Here is a 17,711-nt window from a genome sequence, read left to right as displayed (position 1 = left end):
TTACTATGCCTTCAACAGTTATCAGGCAAATGGACTATGATGCAACGAACTCAACGCTTACGATCAGCTTTGTTTCGGGGCAGATATACGTATATAAGGGCGTTCCCGAAACCATCTACAAAGAACTAACGGCTTCGCGGGTAAAGGGGCGCTATCTGCGTTTTTTTATAAAGGATAAATACCCTTTTGAGAAGATAGCGGACATTGGTGCATAATGCAACCGGGTATAGTAACTTATTGCCTAGTAAACTCCTTAAAAATAAAATTACTGTTCTCTAAATCAGCGGGTTTTGACTTACATTTGGTGTTGAATAAAAAAAATGCAAAAAACCATTGCGTAATTAGCAGTTAAATCCTACTTTTGCACACTCCAAACCGGAAAACACTCCTGAGTAGCTCAGCCGGTTAGAGCATCTGACTGTTAATCAGAGGGTCGCTGGTTCGAGCCCAGCCTCAGGAGCAGCTCTTAGAGCCTTTAAGTTCAAACTTAAAGGCTCTTTTTGTTTTACAGCAATCAATAACCTTACTTATCCCTATTATACAATATTTAGCATCCACTGGACGAAGAGCTGATAATTGTAACATAACAGCTTTAGGAACTACTTTAATAGGCCCGTTGGCCGCCGTTGCCGAACCGGGAGTTACTCGAAGACATCAGCAACTATATTTGGATCACCTTAACGCACAAACCAATCCCGCCCCGCCCCAAAGACTCTGGCCCAGGTATGCAAAGTCCCAGCTATTGCCAAACGTTATATCCTGCCCAAAGAAGAACAGTCGGCAGAAGCGCCGCTGACCTTCAAATATGGTATTGCCCGATTTCTTCCAGCAATTCGGCCGTCCGCCAGCCATCACCTGCAAATTGGCCCGCGATGACCCGGCGCTGTTGCGCGGTATCCCGGTAATCATAGGGAATTTCAGTTTCGGAAACGAACATAAAGATGATGTCCGTCTTCTGATTATAGGCGTTCAGCATGACTGACCTATAAGGCACGCTAAAAGTTTGCATCGTCCTTTGCGGTACCAGCACTTTAGGCACAATACTGATCGAGAAATAGGCCCCCAGCGAATGCGCATAATCCGCTTCGGGCCCGAACCAAATCCGCCGGATACCGGAATGGGAGCCATCGCAGCCAATAACCAGATCGAAGCTTTGCGGCGCACTCTTTTTAAAAGTAACCTGCATGCAATCTCCGGTTTCCTCCATGGCAGTAACGCTATCACTGAACAAAAAATCCACTTTATTTTGGAGCGCATTCATCATCACTTTAACAAATTTGTCCCGCTCGATTTCAATTTCATCACCAGAATTTTCGCCAAGTACGATCGTACCCTCCGTTTCATCAGCGGCGTTCTTATATTCGATCCGGTCAACACCCAACCGGTGGGCTTTCAGCTCTTCGTACAAGCCCATGCGTTTGGCAATCGCTACAGTCGGTACATTAATATCTACCGCCGCGCCATCGATTCTGGGCGCAGCCGCCAGTTCGACCACTGTTACCCTATAACCCAAATGGTTCAGCCACCAAGCTGTAGACAAACCAGCGATGCTGGCACCGGAAATCAACACTTTCTGATCTTTCATGGAACAAAAGTGCGCACTGCCTGCTCAGGAGGATAGAACAATTGCGACAAAATCATCGCCAAAGGCCGCTTTCCGCGTTTTAGTGAGCTTGGCAAAAGCGGCTGCTGTTGTACCACTGTACCGTTTGAACTCCCGGTTCAAATGTGATTGATCAGCATAACCCAGTTCATGCGCCAAGCCGGCAATAGCTATACCAGGTTCACCCCATAAACGGTCACGCGCCTGTTCAAAACGAATCAGTCCTGAAATATCTTTGATTGTATGGCCGGACGACGCCTTGAACTTTCGCTCCAGTGTCCGGACGGTTGCGTGTGCCGCTTCCGCCACAGAACTTACCGGTAAAGAACCGTTTGCAGCTAACATCGCCCGGCCCGCCTTCATCAAGGCGGGGGATACTGCAGGACCGGTCGCCAACAACCAATCCTGTACTAAGGCCAACGCTTCTTGAACTTTTCCACCCTGAACCAACTGTTTCAGTTCTGTTTGTAGTGAAGCGATAGGGTGGGTGAAATTCTGCACCCCGCCTTTAACCGAGGGGAGATTCAGCAGATCATAGACTGCCCACGGAAAACACTTGATCCCGATTACGTGTAAGTGGCCCCGTGCCTGAAAAAAAAACCGGCTTGCCCAAAAGCCCAACGATAAAAGGGGAAGGCAAGGATTCGATTCGATCATCCAACACCAAACTGCAGCCGCTTCCAAAATGAAAGATGATCTCCGCATGCCCATCCGGCAATACCTCGAAAACGGAGGGTGAACGGCCGAAATCTTTCTCCAGGTACCAAAACTCCCGGATACTATGGCCAAGCGCTGCAGACACATCAAGTTCTTTGTGTTCCATCAGGCGCTTAGTTTAGCCAGCTTTTCGGCAACGGTCTGGAGCAAATTGATGCTCACCACCTTGGAAATAGCCGGATGTTCGGGCGTAATCATCACCCGGTAACTCCCTTCTTCATCAGGCTCAAATACAAACGTATTTTCATCGATCAACACGGCGATCCGGTGCGTATAGCCGTAACGCTCAAACCGCGCCTTTAACTCATGCTCCGTTCCCTGGTAATCAACAGGAAGAATAAACGTCTCCGTCATAATAGCGGCTAAATTAGTTTTTTAAACGCTTCCATTTTCGGGCATTGCCCGATTTCATGCCCGGCGGTCTTCGGCCGGTCCGCTGGAAAACCATTATGCAGATTTAGGCTCTCGCTGTTAATCAGAGGGTCGCTGGTTCGAGCCCAGCCTCAGGAGCAGCTCTTAGAGCCTTTAAGTTCAAACTTAAAGGCTCTTTTTGTTTTACAAGGTTCTATTGGGTAAGTAAATAGCCATGTTTGTACACTGATAGTACAACCGGCGGCCATGGCAAAGCGTTATGTATATTTAAAATCGTTGCAAATTTGCCTATTCATTTGTCGTGTTTTAAAGTAGAGCGGTTGAAAATATTTAGTATATTAGTAATTCACTTTAAACCAATGTCATGAAAGCGACTCACAACAGCGGAATACCTTTCCGATGGCAGCGTTCTCATTTATCACAACATTATTATAACACACTCTTAGCCGTGCTAATACCGCTGCGCATCAGTCCTTTTCTTTTTATAATATGGCTAATACTTGCAGTAAGCCCTGTTAGCAGCGTTGCTCAAAATAATGCAGAGGATGATATTGTGTTCCGTGTAAGTCCGTCAAAAAAGGACGCATTATTTAATAAGGGAGAGAAAATTACATACAATATTGATGTAAAGAACAATCTTCCGCAAGCTCAAGCGGGTACCGTGGGCTATACGATTATGTCTATGCAAGACAAAGTACTTAATCAAGGATTGGTTGAGATTAGCTTGAAAAAGAAAGATACTAAGGCTATAACGTTAAGCATACCCTCGCAGCCTGCCGGTTTTTATAAGGTTAACCTGCTTATCAATGTTACGGAATATGATGATACACTAAGGCGCGTAGTGGGGGTTGACGTTAAGAACGTAAAATCGCAAGTACCCAAACCTACAGACTTTGAACGATTTTGGCAAAATGCGATGGACTCTCTTGAACTGATACCTATGTCGCCCATGATTACCTTGCAACCTGAGATGGAGATTAAAGGTATTGCCTGTTACCTGGTAGAATTGAAATCATGGAATAATGTGACTATCAGGGGTTGGCTTACTATGAGTAAAAACAATAAGCCAAACCATAAACTTCCTGTTTGGCTGGTGGTGCCCGGATACGGGGGGTATGGCTTGAAACCTATTTATGGCTCAAAAGATCTTGCCGTTTTGGTACTTAATGTGCGCGGACAAGGAAATTCCCGAGATAAGATCAACCCGTCCAAAGAGGGGTATCTTACAACTGACTTAGAAAACAGATACAAGTGTATTTTTCGCGGCGCTATAATGGATGTGATTCGTGGAGTAGACTTTATTACCTCCCGTTCGGATTTGGACGAAGAAAACATAGTATGTTCCGGTGCAAGCATGGGAGGGTATTTATCTATTGCTTCTTCAAGTATTGATAGACGCATAAAAATATGCTCCGCTTTTAATCCTAATTTTTCAGATTTCCGTTCAATGATAGGAAGTAAAGAGTGGCCGATGAAGAATATAGAGGAATATAGCGTTCAGCGCCATATCCCGTTAAATAAAATATTAACCAATCTGGATTATTATGATCTTAAAAACTTTGCATCCAATTTAAAATGCAACTCATTAATGGGTATAAGCTTGCTCGATAATCTTGCGCCGCCCCAAAATTCATTTGTGATGGTGAATAGCCTCACCAACAAAAACAAACTTTTTGTTTATCCTAACCTGGCCCATGAGGTGCCGCAAACAATATTTAGTTATTTAAGTGATTGGATAATGGACGTTTTTGGGATGTTTTAGGTATAAAAAATACTTACCTTAACTAAAGCGGTTTATCGGGCCGTTGGTTAATTATTTTTGGTGCTTCCAGAAACGGCCTTTACCTTCGGCTATCCATTCCAGTGCTTCGCTGATCCTTTTTTGACGTGTTTCTTCAGTTTTTGCATCAGTGATCCAAATGATGTAATCTTTACGGAAGGAATTAGATTTACTTTCAAAGACCTCTTTTGCGGCTGGCACGGCATCAAGCGCCGCCGTTAGGTAATCCGGAGTTTCCAATACCTTGGGCTTATCTGATACCGGTTTTTCCCGTTTGATTTTTACACCGCTTTCATTCAGCGCCATGGCTTCTTTAATCATGGCAATGAATTCGTCATCCGGCGGTAATTGCTCCAGTTTGTTAATTTTTCCAAAAAAACGTTGAATAGGTTTCAGGTCCTTATCGGCGCGCAGGCGCGGGTCGGTCATGAGTTCCGCTTTTAAAAAGGAGAATGAGCAATGCTTGCTGTAAGCAGCCATCATACACATATGGTCGCCTTTGTAGTCAAAATGCGGGAAACTCCATTTAATGGCTTCTTCTGCATCAGGGCAATTTTCCCGGATGAGCCGGCGCCAGTGCGCAAGGATGGGCTTGGCAAATTCGGCAGCATTAGCTATATAAGCGTCTATGGCGGCGTCTTGGTTCATCATACAAAGAAAGGGATCACTATCAAAAAAAAATGGTCTAAAACATGGAGATACTGGTGAATTTTATAGGTTGCGGAGCTGAGATGGGGTTTGACCGGTATGTTTTTTAAAGAATTTGCTAAAGTTAGCTGCGTCAGAAAAATTAAGCTGGTAAGCAATTTCTGCTATCTGGAGGTCTGTATAAAGTATCAGCGACCTGGCCTCGGCAGCAACGCGTGCCACGATGAAGCTCAAGGCATTTTTACCAGAGGCTTGTTTTACCGCCTGGGAAAGATAATTAGCGGAAACCGACAGCATGGCTGCGTATTCCCCAACCGTTCGCTGATCGATATAATGATGGTCTATCAGTCGCAGATAATTACGCAGCAGGCCTTGCTGGCTGCTCACTTTGTTAACTGCCGGTGCCACTAACGACGAACTATGCAAATGATACAGCAGCCCCAGCAACTTTACTCGGGCTTCCATGTGCTTGCTTTTGTCCGAGCGTTCGTAGGCTGTAAAAACCTCTTCAAAATGCGGCGCCAAACTCTCAAAAGTCGCCTTCCCGAACTTGAACAAATTAGTGTTCAAAATATCAAACAAAGGAAACTCCTCATTAAAGTCGGGTTTAAAGAAAGCGAAACACGCGGGTTTAAAATAAATGACATAACCCTCCAAAGCATTATTATGCGCGAAACTATAAACCAAATTAGGTGAATGAAAAACCAGGTAAGAATCGGCATCCTGCATCGTCCGGTCGCCATAGTTCACTTCGATCTTGCCCGAATTAAAAAATAACGCGAAAAAGTAAAAAGACCTTTTAAAGGGTGGCCTATACACCTGCACCACCTCCTTCAACGATTTTAAACGCAGGCAATAAAAATCCGGGTCTGTCGTCCTGTCCGGCCATGGAATAGAAGCCAGGAATTCATTGATATCGGTATAATAAGGAAGCTTCGATCTTGGTGGCGCCACGAGTCTAAAATAATGAAAAGAATTTGTATTGGCAGAGAGCCGGTGTGAGCCGGCCCTTTTTAACATTATACAACAAAGAGGCATAGCAAACCGTCATGGCACGACTTTTAGCCGCCATAAAAGCATTTCATCAATCTTTATACCGATCTTAACGTGTGTTGAAGCGGCATTACCCGTATAGTTTTATTGCAGAGTTTGTTAAGGAATAACTGTAAAATTATGTTTAGTTAAGCTCAATAGTGAGCAGTCCGGTAGTTAAACCGGCAGCGCTTACATTTAGTTGGATCGAACCTTTTTTGCCGTTTTTCAATGGTCTTAGTATAGCTATTGCCTGGCCTCGGTAAGTTTTACAAACCGGGCTGTTAACACTCTCCATATCGTTTGGAGAGGCACTGCCCGACCCTGCTATCTCACCATCGCCGGAAACCGATATGTTAACAGGGATAGTAGCATCTGGTATGATATTACCATCTGCATCTGTAATGGCTATTCTAACGTACGACAGATCATTACGGCTGGCTTTAATGCTTTTCCTATCGGCAATGAGCTTGATCTTAGCAGGCGCTCCGGTGGTAGTAAGCTGCTTTGATTCCATTTCCCTACCATCTTGAATGCCTATTGCTTTTAATATTCCCGGCTGATAAGGTACTTTAAATGTCGCTATCAACTTAGTAGCGTCGCCTGCTTTTTGCTCGGCTATAACCTTACCATTTAGTACAAGGCGTATGAGCGGATATTTTGAAAACACGCGCACATCAATAGTTTTACCTTCATTACCGGCCCAGTTCCAACTTTGCCACTCATCCGGCCAGCCCCATTGGCTTACTATTTCTCTTTTCCCTTCGGGTATCGGTGCATGCGCCACTATTTCCAGCTTACTGTTATGCCATAGTACATCCCTGTAAAGCATCTGCGGCTTCTTAGCTCCGGTTATGTCAATATCCCCGCAAAACCCGTTAAACCAGGGGAAGGGCCTTAAAATCCCCCTTACAATCTCGTCATTAAGCCTGCTGTTGCCCAATCCAGTTTCGCCAAAGTAATCCATTGCTGTCCAAACAAAGTCGCCTATAACCCAAGGATTTTTCTCCACCTGGATCCAATTATCATAGGCTTCCTTTGGATACGATTCAGTACCCATCATTACCCTCTGCGGGAATTTTTGGTGGTCGGCCTCATACTCTTTCCACATGTAATTATATCCGCCAACATCAAGCATGGCAAAAGCAGGGATAGTGCTGTCCCATTTATAACCCGGATGATCCCAGAAACTGCAGATAGCGTAAGTTACAGGCCGTGTGTTATCCAGACGTTTTACCTCTGCAACTAATTCCTTTTCAATCGCTAATCCTAAAGAATCCACACGCTCGTTAATTTCATTGCCTATGCTCCAGAAAATTACTGATGGGTGATTCCTGTCGCGGTGGATCAATGCTTTAAGATCTTTCTGCCACCATTCTTTAAAATACAGATGATAGTCCTCGGGGTTTTTGGGTCGCTCCCACATATCAAATGCCTCATCAATAACCAATATACCATTTCGATCACAAGCATCTAAAAATTGTTTAGATGGAGGATTATGACTGGTCCTGATGGCATTAAAGCCATTAGCTTTCATCAGCTCCACCCGCCGTTCCTCGGCGCGGTCAATAGTAGCAGCACCCAAAAAGCCATTATCATGATGTAAACAGCCGCCTTTTAACAACACTCTTTTACCGTTTAAAGTAAAACCTGTAGTCGAATCAAAATGAATGGTACGGATACCAAAAACTGTTTTAGTCCTGTCGGCTACTTTACCATTGCTGATCACTTCAACCTGCGCCGTGTAAAGATCAGGCTTTTCAACAGACCACGGTTTTGGTTGGTTAACCGTTATGTACTGGTCAATCTGTTTACCGGCCATTACCTTGCTTGCAGAAACACTTACGGTTTGAGCAATTTTACCATTTGGGCCAATTAGTTTAATCACCATTTTTAATGGAGCTGCCTTGCCTAAGGCATTCTCAATTATTGCTGAGACTTTGATTTTAGCCTTATCCGCTGATAAGCTCTCTGTATTGACCCAAACTCCGTTTTGCGCGAAGCGTACCGCTTGTTTCCTTATCAACGATACGTGCCTGTAAATTCCAGAGCCGCTATACCAACGCGAATTCTTTCCTTCGTTAGGCACTTTAATGGCAATTATATTGGGTTGTCCGGCTGGTTTTAGTACCGAACTCATGTCGACATCAAAAGGTGTATAGCCATAAGGGTGTTTGGCCAACAACTTTCCGTTTACATACACTTCGCAATTCATGTATACGCCATCAAAGTTGACTATGGTTTGCGCGTATGGCTCGCCGGCTTTCAGAGTGAAGGTTTTTCTGTACCAGGCGGTGCCGCCCATAGTATAGCCGGTTGCTGTAGTACCAATGCTGCTTTTAGAGAATGGTCCTACTACTTCTCCCGGTTTTTGGTTTGGTAAGTTCTCGATACTCCAATCATGAGGCAGATCAACATTTCGCCATGAACCATCATTAAAAGCAGTTGCTTCGGCGCCCGCCACATCTCCCTTATAAAACTTCCAGTTATCATCAAACAACGACTCATGCCGAACATTTTGCGCACTTGAAAAATAGTAAACACAACATAGCGCAGTCAGAAGTAAGGTTCTAATTCTCATATAGGTTGGTTTGAATTGAGGTGTTCAATTATAATGATTTTTGATGATAAGTCATAAGTATAGTTTGTTTAACAGCATAGCTGTGCCGGGTTAATAAACCTGCATTTTCAAAAGCAAGTTAAAGGAAATGTAATGTTAGACATTAAGAAAATTCCCTGAAATTTAAGGCACTTGTTATATCTTAGAGTCGATAATAATTTCATGCTTGTATTAAACAGATGTTCATTCAATGAAAATTTTGAAGTTTCTTAGCGTTTTAGTGATTCTGGTAATCGTCGCTTTTTCATATTGGATCTATAGATCCTTAAACACCCCCTATGCCCACAGTAAGAGTAAAGAATACATAAAAATCCCACAGGGCTCATCCCCTAATCAAATACTCAATAAACTTAATTCTGAAGGAATTATTTCAGATAAAATTCCGCTTAAAATATATCTGAAAATTACCGGTACCGGCAATGCGATGCAGGCGGGTGAGTACCTGTTCAATTCGCCAATTACACCGCTTGAAGTGTTGGAGGAGCTGAAAAACGGAAAACTAAGAACTGTGAAATTAACCATCCCGGAAGGCTTTACCCGCTTTGATATTGCTAAAAGAATAGCCGGGCAATTCCCCCAAAATCACGATGGAAGCGAAAATGCTGTATTGAAACGCATGGAGGATATTGCGCTCATTAAAGACATAGCGCCGGAAGCTAAAAATCTTGAGGGTTATATGTATCCAAACACCTATAATTTCCCCCGCTCCGTTACCACGGATGCAATCATAGAGAAAATGGTTATGGAGTTTAAAAAGATTTGGAAGCCGGAATATGCAGATCGGGCGGCTAAATTGAACCTTACACCGCACCAGATAATTACAATAGCTTCTCTTATCGAAACAGAATCGCGATTGGATGAGGAGCGACCTGTTGTAGCCTCGGTGATCTATAATCGCTTGAAGAAAGGAATGCCGCTTGGGATAGACCAGACCGCTGTTTACATAGCGAAGATGGAAAACCGTTGGGATGGGGTGATAAACAAAAGCGATTTGGAATCATCATCTCCTTACAATACCAGGAAGATCGTCGGTCTTCCTCCGGGACCTATTTCGTCAGTTTCTGAAAGCTCCATCAAAGCCGCTCTTTATCCCGCTACAACAAACTATATTTATTACGTGTTAAACGTAGCTAAAAACGACAGGTCCCATAAATTTTATTCAACGGTTGCAGAGTTTGAACGTGGAAAGGCTGCCTATCAAGCCTGGTTGCAAAAGCAGCGTTAGTTAAAGATCTATACAAAAGCAATTGCCCGCAATTTAACTCAGCTGGGTAGCGTCATGCGTGTGAGGGATTAATCAAAGGGTCATTGGTTCTGCTCAGCCTCTGGAGCGAAGAGGCTTCACAGAAATTTGGAGCCTTTTTTTATGCGCCAAATCCCCGAAAGATAAAGCAAAGGTATAATCAGCCCAACCGCTTGATTAAAACAGCTTCTTTTAATTTATTTCAATTCCCCGGGTGATATTTAGTACATATATTACACATAGTAATAAACAGCACTGATAGCAATGAATAACAACACATTATTAACAGTTGAAATGCGCGAAGCCTTCTTTATAGGGCTTTACAAAAAAGCATTCCCCACGGTAGCACGTTATGTAGCCCGGATGGGAGGGAGCCTTGAAGAAGCGCAGGATATTTTTCAGGATGCGCTGGTTGTGTATTATGAGAAATTAACCGCCGCACAAACCGATATTGTGGTAAACGAAAGGGCCTATTTGGTAGGCGTTGCCAAAAAACTATGGCTGCAACATTATAAGGTTGATAGTAAAAATCAGCCTCTGGGCGATCTGGAACCCGTGCTGACGACGGAGGAGCAACCCGCAAGCGGCAAACTAATGCGTTACCTTGAAACCGCGGGGAAAAAATGTATGGAATTACTTAAAGCGTGCTATTATGATGCTTTGCCTTTAAATGATGTGGTAAACCTTTTTAGTTATTCGGGCACACATTCAGCAACGGTTGCAAAATACAAATGCCTGGAGAAAGTAAGAAAAACAGTTAAACAAAAATCATTAAGCTATGCGGACTTCATTAAATAACATTAAAGCCATAGATGATTATCTTTTTGGAAGCATGGCACCCGGTGACAGGTTGTTGTTTGAAGCTAAAATGCTGCTGAATAATGAATTAATTAACGATGTGCAACATCAAAAAAATACACATGCCATCATCAGGCAATATGGCCGCCAAAGCATTAAGACCGAGATCAAGGCGGTACAGCATATATTAGCTACTGCACCGCAACACAACAACTTTATGCAACGTATTGTAAATCTGTTTAAAAAGTAACGCCATGAATGTTAATACTGAATTTAGAAAATATGCTATTAAACATCACCGCATAGGCAGCCAACATGTTGATAGTTACATCGGTCGTGCAACGAGCATCCCAAAAAGCATGACGCCGTACATTATGGAGGAACGCCAGCTTAATGTTGCACAAATGGATGTTTTTTCTCGTCTGATGATGGACCGAATTATATTTTTAGGTGAGCCGGTTGGGGATAGAATGGCAAATATTATACAGGCACAGCTGCTTTTTCTTCAATCTGTTGATGCTAAAAAGGATATTCAGCTTTACATCAACTCACCCGGCGGCGATGTTTATTCGGGCATGGGTATTTATGATACCATGCAGTTAATAACACCCGATGTTGGCACCGTTTGTATAGGCATGGCTTGTTCTATGAGTGCTATACTGCTTTGCGCCGGTAAAAAAGGCAAGCGGTCGGCATTGCAACATTCACGGATAATGATCCATCAGCCTTCGGGCGGTGTTCAAGGGGTATCAGCTGATATAGAAATAACCGCGCAGCAAATTATAAAAGTGAGGCAAGATCTGTATAAGATAGTGGCTAAACACAGCGGCCAAACATACGACTGGGTGCATAAGGCATCTGACAGGGATTACTGGATGACAGGCCCCGAAGCGCAACAACAGGGTATAGTTGATGAAGTATTGGGCGATATTGATTAGCGCATTAATTAAACTGACATTCCTTAAACCGGGTATCCGCTAACAATCAGTATTTTTGTAGTAGATAATAGTTTAAAATGTCTATAACTACAGAAGACGAGAAAATAGGTATACAAATGGTGAGCGATGCCGTGGCCCTCACGCTTAAAAAAATGCGCCGGTTTGCAAAGCCGGGTATGTCTACAAAACAACTTGATGACTACGGTGGTGAACTGATGACACAAATGGGTGCTAACTCTGCGCCTTTATTAACTTACGGTTTTCCCGGCTATACTTGTATAAGCGTTAACGAAGAAGCTGCGCACGGTATACCATCAGCTGAAAAAATACTGAAGGAAGGCGATCTGATCAATATTGATGTATCGGCAGAACTGAACGGGTACTGGGCAGACAATGGCGGCTCGTTCGTTTTGGGCGAAGATATTAATGGTCATGGGCGCCTGGTTGCGGCATCTAAACAAATACTTAAGAAAGCCATCAGTAACATTAAGGGTGGGGTAAGAATATCAGAAATAGGCGCCTTGATAGAAGCAGAGGCCAAAAAAGCCGGTTACACCGTGATAAAAAATCTTACCGGGCACGGCGTTGGCCGAAGCCTGCACGAAGAACCGCACGAAATAGCTAATTATTGCGATAGATACAATACAGCCCGTTTCAAAAAGAATGCTGTAGTAGCAATAGAAACATTCATTTCAACCCGGTCTACAATTGCTGAGACACAAGCCGACGGCTGGACGTTAACCGGGAACAAAGGCGGATTTGTTGCGCAACACGAACATACTATTATGGTAACAGGTGGGCAACCTGTAATATTTACCGCGCAGAACGGTATTTGGGAATAATTTCGTAAAATTTGCCTTCAGCCATCAATTATTAAAATAAGCATTATTTAATTGTACATAAAATGTTTTGGTATCAGGATGATATAAAGCGCTTAGAGGATGAACGTAAGGCAATTAGCCACCAGCCGGCTACCCTGTTTTACGGGAGTTCTTCCATTAGGCTATGGACCAAACTTTCATCAGATTTTAAGGAATTTGATCCCGTTAATATTGGCTTTGGCGGCTCGACGCTGGCCGCATGCACCTGGTATTTTGACAAGGTTATGGAAGGCCGCAAGCCCAAAAGAATTGTGCTTTACGCCGGCGACAACGATCTGGGCGACGGCAGGCACCCGGAGGAGGTATTTCTGTTTTTTGAGGAATTTGCCGAGCGGGTAATGAAAAAATTTGGGCCATTGCCCTGCTATTTTATTTCGTTAAAGCCAAGCACCAACCGTTGGGGCATGGTAAACAGTTTTAAGTTTACAAATCAAATAATTCGCGCCGAGATAGAAAACAACAGGCCCAACTGGCATTGGATAGATATTTTTGATGCAATGTTGAATGCTGATGGCTACCCAAACCCAGCGTATTATATGAGCGATGGCCTGCACTTAAGCGAACAAGGTTATTTGCTGTGGGCAAAAATTGTTAAAAAGGCGTTAAGCAAATAATTAACTGTTTTTTTACCGGTAGTTAATGTGACGTACAGATATTCGGCAACAAGTGTGTTTATATGAACAGGGAATACCATAAGTGGTATAGCGAGCGCCTGGGGCGCGATATGGAGCTATTGGTTTATGGACACGCGGGCAGAGCAGTTTTGTTTTTCCCAACCCGCATGGGGCGTTTTTACGACTACGAGAACTGGGGCATTATTGAAGCCCTTGCAGATCGTATAAACGGCGGCGAGCTGCAGCTGTTTTGCGTGGATAGTGTAGACACAGAAAGCTTATACAATTCTAAAACCCATCCACAAAACAGGATCAGCCGGCATTTACAGTACGAAGATTATATTCTTAACGAAGTACTGCCGCTTATGCGTCTCAAGAAACCTGATAATGATTTTGAAGTGGTGGGCTGTAGTTTGGGTGCATACCACGCTGCCAATTTTGCTTTTAAATATCCGCACCTTTTTAATAAGCTGGTTTGTATGAGCGGAAGGTTTGATCTAACCATACCTGTTCAATACTTTTATGATCTGTTTGATGGCTTTCATGACCAGAACATTTACTTTAACATGCCCCGTCAGTTTATGGCCAATATGCACAACGAGCCTTTACTTGAAGACATGCGGCGGATGGAAATAGTTTTGGCAATAGGAGAGACAGACCCCTTTAAGCAAGATAATTATGATTTTAGCCAGCTGTTAACACAAAAAGGTATCCAGCACCAACTATATATCTGGCAGGGATACGCCCATGCGCCGCGAAGCTGGAAGAAAATGGTACATCTTTACCTGTAATTTTGTTTTTGCGCATATTTATAATGCTATCTGATTTATAGCAAAAAACAATGATATTTGCAGCAAACACATAAATTTATAGCATGAGCCTATTAGTAATTGGTACCGTAGCGTTTGACGCCCTTGAAACTCCCTTTGGTAAAACTGATAAAATTGTTGGCGGCGCGGCAACCTATGCGGGTTTGGCGGCCTCTTATTTTTACGAAAAGGTAAAAATTGTTGCCGTTGTTGGTGATGATTTCCCAAAGGAGAGCATAAAGGAGTTTAACGATCATGGTATTGATACCGAAGGGCTGCAGGTAAAAGAAGGTGAGAAATCATTCTTTTGGAGCGGAAAGTATCATAATGATATGAATACCCGCGATACATTGGCCACCGAGCTTAATGTGCTTGCTGATTTTGATCCAATTATTCCAGAAAGCTACCAGGACTGCGAATACCTGATGCTGGGTAACCTTACCCCGCAGGTGCAGCAAACTGTTATAAAGCGCCTAAAAAATCGCCCTAAATTGATTGTGATGGACACAATGAACTTTTGGATGGACATTGCGCTGGACGATTTGCTGGAAACCATTAAAATGATTGATGTACTTACCATTAATGACGCCGAGGCCCGCCAGCTATCCGGCGAGTATTCATTAGTGAAAGCAGCCCGCAAAATATTAACCATGGGGCCAAAATACCTAATCATCAAAAAAGGGGAGCATGGTGCCCTGTTGTTTGGCGAGGATAAAATATTTGCGGCGCCTGCATTACCATTGGCCGATGTATTTGACCCAACGGGAGCCGGCGATACCTTTGCAGGAGGCTTTATTGGTTATATGGCCAAAATAGGTACAGTTAATTTCAACAACATGAAAAACGCGATCATCTTTGGCTCTGCGCTGGCTTCATTTTGTGTAGAGAAATTTGGCACCGAACGTGTAATAGACCTGTCGCAGGTTGAAATTGCGGCGCGTGTGCAAGAGTTTGTAAGCCTTTCTGCTTTCCAGATAGGAGAGTAGTTTTTAGTTGGCAGTTTGCAGTTAATTACTGCATACTGGTAACTGCCCAGTGCAACTAACTACTTTAGTTTCCCTATTACATCCAGGTTCTGAAAAACCCAGTCATCGTGGGGGGCATCAGCCAGTTCGGGCGTTAAGTCTTGTCCGGCCCAGTGCTCGTAGTGTTTGCCGTTCTTCCAAAGGCGGCTGCGGCTTACATCGTAGATCAAACCTTTGTAGGCTATCCATACTTCGGGCTTGTCCTGCCCGTTGCGTAGCGCCAATTGCGATCTGGTGTATTCTGGTAATTGTTCCATCAACTGCAAAAATAGTATTTAAAAAGCAGAGCCGCCCCGATAATTCAGGGCGGCTCTGCTTTTAACACTGATGAAATAATACCTTACTTACCTGCAATTTCAAATACGGCGCTAACCCTGTAGGTTAGTTTTATCGGCTTAGCATCAATGTCCGATTCGGGGGCTACTCCATCAGCGGCCATGTTACTTTTAGCCATATACATAACATTCCGGGGCTGCGGAAAGTTGTTATCCTCAAACTCAGTAATGCTTATTGGCTGGCCCACTTTTTCGCCAATGCCATTTAGTAGGAACGTAGCCTTGGTTTTTGCGGCTACAAGTGCCTGTAATTTCAAATCGTTTCTTAAGTACTCAATTTTTGAATAATCGTAACTGTCAATATTGGTAGACAGGATACCTTTAGGGTCAACCTGACTCAATACCTGGTTAAATTTATTCAGATCCCGAAAACGGATCATGTATTGTTTTGAGGCTAAAAAATCAGGCGTTTTCTTTTTAGGGTCAATGTAATTATATGACGACAGGTTGTTTATCCTGAAATCGTCTTTAGCTATACCGGCGCCCAATACTGCCTTTTCTAATTTCTGCTCTAACTGGCTTATGGTTACTTTGGTTTTACCATCAAGGTACTCTTTCAGCGATATGGTTACATTGATAATATCGGGTGTAACTTCTTTTTCGGCAACGCCATTAACTTCAATTCTGCGGCGCAGGTCAACACCTTGCGCAAATCCTGATACCACACTTACCGCAATCAGGGCTATTATTAAGCTTAACTTTTTCATATTTATTTGTTTTTATAGATAGGATGCAACCTTGCACCGGTTTCCATAAGCCCCAACAAAATTTTATACTATTTGTTGGACAAGCCCCCCGGCTATTTATCTTTGACGGATGATGGAAACCATTAGCTGGACCGATTTTGAACGTGTAGAACTGCGTGTTGGAACGATACTACAAGTATTGAATTACCCCGAAGCGCGTAAGTCGGCCTACAAGCTGCAGGTTGATTTTGGCGAGTTCGGCATTAAATGGTCAAGCGCGCAAATAACGAAGCATTATACCATTGAAGAACTGCCCGGCAGGCAGATAGTTGGCGTGATCAACTTCCCTAAAAAGCAGATAGGGAAATTTATGTCGGAGTTTTTGGTAACAGGTTTTGCTGATGAGAATGGCGATATTGTGCTGGCGGCAGTTGATAAAACGGTACCCAATGGCAGCAAATTGGTGTAGATAGTTAATGCATAAATGAGCGTTTAGTTGAGTGTTGCAAAAAATAGATGTCACCAGAAAAATATGGCACTATATTTTATCTATATGGCTTATTGTTAGTTAGTTAACATTTTTTATTTGCAACAACTTATTCGTCAGGAAAATTAACTGTAAAGTGTTTATAAATACTTGAATATCAGTGTATTGTATAATTTAAAAATGTCTGTTTTTACGCCGGTTATGCAACACTTTTGCAACAGATTAGCAACACTTTTGCAACAGCGTGCAACACAGGTTCAGTTTGATACTAACCCAATAAAAATATGTCAATAAGAGACTGGATATTCGGACCGCAGGTAATAGGGCTTTTCTTTTTACTTATAGGAATTGTAACCTATTATTTCCCGGCAAAGAACATTACAACGTGGTACGGCTTCAAAACGCCGTCGTCTCGCAATAACCAGCAAACGTGGGATGTTGCCAACCGTTTTGGATCTGTGTTTTGCATAAAAGCGGGCGTAATATTGGTGGTAGGCGGTATACTGATCAATCTGTTGGTAAGTAACATGGTAATGCCTAACAAAACGCAACCAATGCTGCACATTATTTTATTTATGGGCAGCGGAATTTTCATGGGGCCGTTGTTGATCGTTGCAACAGAAAAACATATTGATAAAACCTTTAAGCAATAGCATGAGATACGTAACCTTTGGCGATGAGCCAGCTGTTAAACCCGATGATTTTTTTATGAATGAGGCTCTTAAGGAAGCTAAAGTTGCCCTGGCCGAAGATGAGATACCCATTGGTGCGGTGGTGGTTTGCAAAGGACAGATAATAGGGCGGGGGCATAACTTAACCGAGCGACTTAATGATGTATCTGCCCACGCCGAAATGCAGGCGCTTACTGCTGCTGCAAATTTTATGGGTGGTAAATACCTAAAGGAATGTACTTTGTATGTAACGCTGGAGCCCTGCGTAATGTGCGCAGGCGCATCGTACTGGTTCCAGGTAGGCCGGATAGTTTTTGGCGCTTACGACCCGCGGATGGGCTTTGGGCGACTTAACCAGAAGATCACGCATCCCAAAACCATTATAGAAGGGGGCATCCGTGAGAATGAATGTGCGGAGTTGGTGAGGAGTTTTTTTAAAAAGAAAAGGTAAA

General features: G+C 43.3%; 22 protein-coding genes and 1 tRNA gene. 14 read left to right on the top strand and 9 right to left on the bottom strand.

Annotated features, from left to right (window positions below; all coding sequences use genetic code 11):
* Positions 1–5 precede the first annotated feature (5 nt).
* On the top strand, positions 6–215 hold the full coding sequence (locus ACVW2L_RS13305) for a KTSC domain-containing protein (RefSeq protein WP_457128457.1): 210 nt from the start codon (positions 6–8) through the stop codon (positions 213–215).
* 171 nt (positions 216–386) lie between these two features.
* Positions 387–460, top strand: a tRNA-Asn gene (locus tag ACVW2L_RS13300).
* A gap of 339 nt (positions 461–799) precedes the next feature.
* Here the strand turns inward: ACVW2L_RS13300 and ACVW2L_RS13295 are convergent.
* The 4 genes from ACVW2L_RS13295 to ACVW2L_RS13280 all read right to left on the bottom strand — a co-directional run bounded on the left by ACVW2L_RS13295 (position 800) and on the right by ACVW2L_RS13280 (position 2,674).
* The gene (locus ACVW2L_RS13295) at positions 800–1,585 is read right to left on the bottom strand and encodes an FAD-dependent monooxygenase (RefSeq protein WP_457128456.1); all 786 of its coding nucleotides are present in this window, start codon (positions 1,583–1,585) and stop codon (positions 800–802) included.
* 24 nt (positions 1,586–1,609) lie between these two features.
* Complete coding sequence (locus ACVW2L_RS13290; RefSeq protein WP_457130200.1) at positions 1,610–1,948, bottom strand: helix-turn-helix domain-containing protein; 339 nt, start codon at positions 1,946–1,948, stop codon at positions 1,610–1,612.
* A gap of 187 nt (positions 1,949–2,135) precedes the next feature.
* A complete protein-coding gene (locus ACVW2L_RS13285; protein ID WP_457128455.1) occupies positions 2,136–2,426 on the bottom strand; it encodes a DUF6597 domain-containing transcriptional factor in 291 nt (96 codons plus the stop codon).
* The gene (locus ACVW2L_RS13280) at positions 2,426–2,674 is read right to left on the bottom strand and encodes a hypothetical protein (RefSeq protein ID WP_457128454.1); all 249 of its coding nucleotides are present in this window, start codon (positions 2,672–2,674) and stop codon (positions 2,426–2,428) included. Before ACVW2L_RS13280 ends, ACVW2L_RS13285 begins: the two co-directional genes overlap by 1 nt.
* 382 nt (positions 2,675–3,056) lie before the next feature.
* On the opposite strand from ACVW2L_RS13280, the gene ACVW2L_RS13275 reads away from it, so the two are divergent.
* Entirely contained in the window at positions 3,057–4,454 is a 1,398-nt protein-coding gene (locus tag ACVW2L_RS13275) for an acetylxylan esterase (RefSeq protein ID WP_457128453.1), read from the top strand.
* 51 nt (positions 4,455–4,505) lie between these two features.
* On the opposite strand, the gene ACVW2L_RS13270 is transcribed toward ACVW2L_RS13275, so the two are convergent.
* The 3 genes from ACVW2L_RS13270 to ACVW2L_RS13260 form a co-directional block, all read right to left on the bottom strand.
* On the bottom strand, positions 4,506–5,123 hold the full coding sequence (locus ACVW2L_RS13270) for a YdeI/OmpD-associated family protein (protein ID WP_457128452.1): 618 nt from the start codon (positions 5,121–5,123) through the stop codon (positions 4,506–4,508).
* A gap of 60 nt (positions 5,124–5,183) precedes the next feature.
* Positions 5,184–6,074 (bottom strand): helix-turn-helix domain-containing protein, encoded by an 891-nt coding sequence (locus tag ACVW2L_RS13265; RefSeq protein ID WP_457128451.1) that lies wholly within the window; start codon positions 6,072–6,074, stop codon positions 5,184–5,186.
* Between the two features lie 223 nt (positions 6,075–6,297).
* Positions 6,298–8,733 carry a glycoside hydrolase family 2 TIM barrel-domain containing protein gene (locus ACVW2L_RS13260; protein ID WP_457128450.1) on the bottom strand — a complete coding sequence of 812 codons (2,436 nt, stop codon included), beginning with the start codon at positions 8,731–8,733 and terminating at the stop codon, positions 6,298–6,300.
* Positions 8,734–8,962: 229 nt separating this feature from the next.
* On the opposite strand from ACVW2L_RS13260, the gene mltG reads away from it, so the two are divergent.
* The 8 genes from mltG (at position 8,963) to ACVW2L_RS13220 (ending at position 15,041) form a co-directional block, all read left to right on the top strand.
* Positions 8,963–9,997, top strand: coding sequence for an endolytic transglycosylase MltG (gene mltG / locus ACVW2L_RS13255; RefSeq protein WP_457128449.1), 1,035 nt, complete (start codon positions 8,963–8,965; stop codon positions 9,995–9,997).
* A gap of 282 nt (positions 9,998–10,279) precedes the next feature.
* A complete protein-coding gene (locus ACVW2L_RS13250) occupies positions 10,280–10,813 on the top strand; it encodes an RNA polymerase sigma factor (RefSeq protein ID WP_457128448.1) in 534 nt (177 codons plus the stop codon).
* A complete protein-coding gene (locus ACVW2L_RS13245) occupies positions 10,794–11,063 on the top strand; it encodes a hypothetical protein (RefSeq protein WP_457128447.1) in 270 nt (89 codons plus the stop codon). The genes ACVW2L_RS13250 and ACVW2L_RS13245 overlap by 20 nt, the downstream gene beginning before the upstream one ends.
* 4 nt (positions 11,064–11,067) lie before the next feature.
* Complete coding sequence (locus ACVW2L_RS13240; protein ID WP_457128446.1) at positions 11,068–11,751, top strand: ClpP family protease; 684 nt, start codon at positions 11,068–11,070, stop codon at positions 11,749–11,751.
* 77 nt (positions 11,752–11,828) lie between these two features.
* On the top strand, positions 11,829–12,593 hold the full coding sequence (gene map, locus ACVW2L_RS13235) for a type I methionyl aminopeptidase (protein ID WP_457128445.1): 765 nt from the start codon (positions 11,829–11,831) through the stop codon (positions 12,591–12,593).
* Positions 12,594–12,655: 62 nt separating this feature from the next.
* Positions 12,656–13,246 (top strand): GDSL-type esterase/lipase family protein, encoded by a 591-nt coding sequence (locus ACVW2L_RS13230; protein WP_457128444.1) that lies wholly within the window; start codon positions 12,656–12,658, stop codon positions 13,244–13,246.
* Between the two features lie 62 nt (positions 13,247–13,308).
* Positions 13,309–14,037 (top strand): esterase family protein, encoded by a 729-nt coding sequence (locus tag ACVW2L_RS13225; RefSeq protein ID WP_457128443.1) that lies wholly within the window; start codon positions 13,309–13,311, stop codon positions 14,035–14,037.
* Between the two features lie 83 nt (positions 14,038–14,120).
* The gene (locus tag ACVW2L_RS13220; protein WP_457128442.1) at positions 14,121–15,041 is read left to right on the top strand and encodes a PfkB family carbohydrate kinase; all 921 of its coding nucleotides are present in this window, start codon (positions 14,121–14,123) and stop codon (positions 15,039–15,041) included.
* Between the two features lie 59 nt (positions 15,042–15,100).
* Here the strand turns inward: ACVW2L_RS13220 and ACVW2L_RS13215 are convergent, their stop codons facing one another.
* Both ACVW2L_RS13215 and ACVW2L_RS13210 read right to left on the bottom strand, forming a co-directional pair.
* Positions 15,101–15,337 carry a cytochrome b5 domain-containing protein gene (locus tag ACVW2L_RS13215; protein WP_457128441.1) on the bottom strand — a complete coding sequence of 79 codons (237 nt, stop codon included), beginning with the start codon at positions 15,335–15,337 and terminating at the stop codon, positions 15,101–15,103.
* Between the two features lie 83 nt (positions 15,338–15,420).
* On the bottom strand, positions 15,421–16,122 hold the full coding sequence (locus ACVW2L_RS13210; protein WP_457128440.1) for an SIMPL domain-containing protein: 702 nt from the start codon (positions 16,120–16,122) through the stop codon (positions 15,421–15,423).
* A 112-nt stretch (positions 16,123–16,234) separates the two neighbouring features.
* Between ACVW2L_RS13210 and ACVW2L_RS13205 the strand changes: the two genes are divergently transcribed.
* The 3 genes from ACVW2L_RS13205 (at position 16,235) to ACVW2L_RS13195 (ending at position 17,710) form a co-directional block, all read left to right on the top strand.
* Positions 16,235–16,570: a tRNA-binding protein gene (locus ACVW2L_RS13205; RefSeq protein ID WP_457130199.1), complete on the top strand. Its 336-nt coding sequence runs from the start codon at positions 16,235–16,237 to the stop codon at positions 16,568–16,570.
* A gap of 302 nt (positions 16,571–16,872) precedes the next feature.
* Positions 16,873–17,241 carry an SdpI family protein gene (locus ACVW2L_RS13200; RefSeq protein ID WP_457128439.1) on the top strand — a complete coding sequence of 123 codons (369 nt, stop codon included), beginning with the start codon at positions 16,873–16,875 and terminating at the stop codon, positions 17,239–17,241.
* A 1-nt stretch (position 17,242) separates the two neighbouring features.
* The gene (locus tag ACVW2L_RS13195) at positions 17,243–17,710 is read left to right on the top strand and encodes a nucleoside deaminase (RefSeq protein ID WP_457128438.1); all 468 of its coding nucleotides are present in this window, start codon (positions 17,243–17,245) and stop codon (positions 17,708–17,710) included.
* Position 17,711 lies beyond the last annotated feature (1 nt).

Source organism: Mucilaginibacter sp. HD30, from assembly GCF_054061755.1.
The sequence above is the reverse complement of the archived record's forward strand: the minus strand, read 5'-3'. Positions and strand labels throughout refer to the sequence as shown.

Bases quoted from the DNA above. Each gene is read 5' to 3' on its own strand.
- ACVW2L_RS13305 (WP_457128457.1), top strand. From the start codon at position 6: ATGCCTTCAACAGTTATCAGGCAAATGGACTATGATGCAACGAACTCA.
- ACVW2L_RS13295 (WP_457128456.1), bottom strand. From the start codon at position 1,585: ATGAAAGATCAGAAAGTGTTGATTTCCGGTGCCAGCATCGCTGGTTTG.
- ACVW2L_RS13290 (WP_457130200.1), bottom strand. From the start codon at position 1,948: ATGTTAGCTGCAAACGGTTCTTTACCGGTAAGTTCTGTGGCGGAAGCG.
- ACVW2L_RS13285 (WP_457128455.1), bottom strand. From the start codon at position 2,426: ATGGAACACAAAGAACTTGATGTGTCTGCAGCGCTTGGCCATAGTATC.
- ACVW2L_RS13280 (WP_457128454.1), bottom strand. From the start codon at position 2,674: ATGACGGAGACGTTTATTCTTCCTGTTGATTACCAGGGAACGGAGCAT.
- ACVW2L_RS13275 (WP_457128453.1), top strand. From the start codon at position 3,057: ATGAAAGCGACTCACAACAGCGGAATACCTTTCCGATGGCAGCGTTCT.
- ACVW2L_RS13270 (WP_457128452.1), bottom strand. From the start codon at position 5,123: ATGATGAACCAAGACGCCGCCATAGACGCTTATATAGCTAATGCTGCC.
- ACVW2L_RS13260 (WP_457128450.1), bottom strand. From the start codon at position 8,733: ATGAGAATTAGAACCTTACTTCTGACTGCGCTATGTTGTGTTTACTAT.
- mltG (WP_457128449.1), top strand. From the start codon at position 8,963: ATGAAAATTTTGAAGTTTCTTAGCGTTTTAGTGATTCTGGTAATCGTC.
- ACVW2L_RS13250 (WP_457128448.1), top strand. From the start codon at position 10,280: ATGAATAACAACACATTATTAACAGTTGAAATGCGCGAAGCCTTCTTT.
- ACVW2L_RS13245 (WP_457128447.1), top strand. From the start codon at position 10,794: ATGCGGACTTCATTAAATAACATTAAAGCCATAGATGATTATCTTTTT.
- ACVW2L_RS13240 (WP_457128446.1), top strand. From the start codon at position 11,068: ATGAATGTTAATACTGAATTTAGAAAATATGCTATTAAACATCACCGC.
- map (WP_457128445.1), top strand. From the start codon at position 11,829: ATGTCTATAACTACAGAAGACGAGAAAATAGGTATACAAATGGTGAGC.
- ACVW2L_RS13230 (WP_457128444.1), top strand. From the start codon at position 12,656: ATGTTTTGGTATCAGGATGATATAAAGCGCTTAGAGGATGAACGTAAG.
- ACVW2L_RS13225 (WP_457128443.1), top strand. From the start codon at position 13,309: ATGAACAGGGAATACCATAAGTGGTATAGCGAGCGCCTGGGGCGCGAT.
- ACVW2L_RS13220 (WP_457128442.1), top strand. From the start codon at position 14,121: ATGAGCCTATTAGTAATTGGTACCGTAGCGTTTGACGCCCTTGAAACT.
- ACVW2L_RS13215 (WP_457128441.1), bottom strand. From the start codon at position 15,337: ATGGAACAATTACCAGAATACACCAGATCGCAATTGGCGCTACGCAAC.
- ACVW2L_RS13210 (WP_457128440.1), bottom strand. From the start codon at position 16,122: ATGAAAAAGTTAAGCTTAATAATAGCCCTGATTGCGGTAAGTGTGGTA.
- ACVW2L_RS13205 (WP_457130199.1), top strand. From the start codon at position 16,235: ATGGAAACCATTAGCTGGACCGATTTTGAACGTGTAGAACTGCGTGTT.
- ACVW2L_RS13200 (WP_457128439.1), top strand. From the start codon at position 16,873: ATGTCAATAAGAGACTGGATATTCGGACCGCAGGTAATAGGGCTTTTC.
- ACVW2L_RS13195 (WP_457128438.1), top strand. From the start codon at position 17,243: ATGAGATACGTAACCTTTGGCGATGAGCCAGCTGTTAAACCCGATGAT.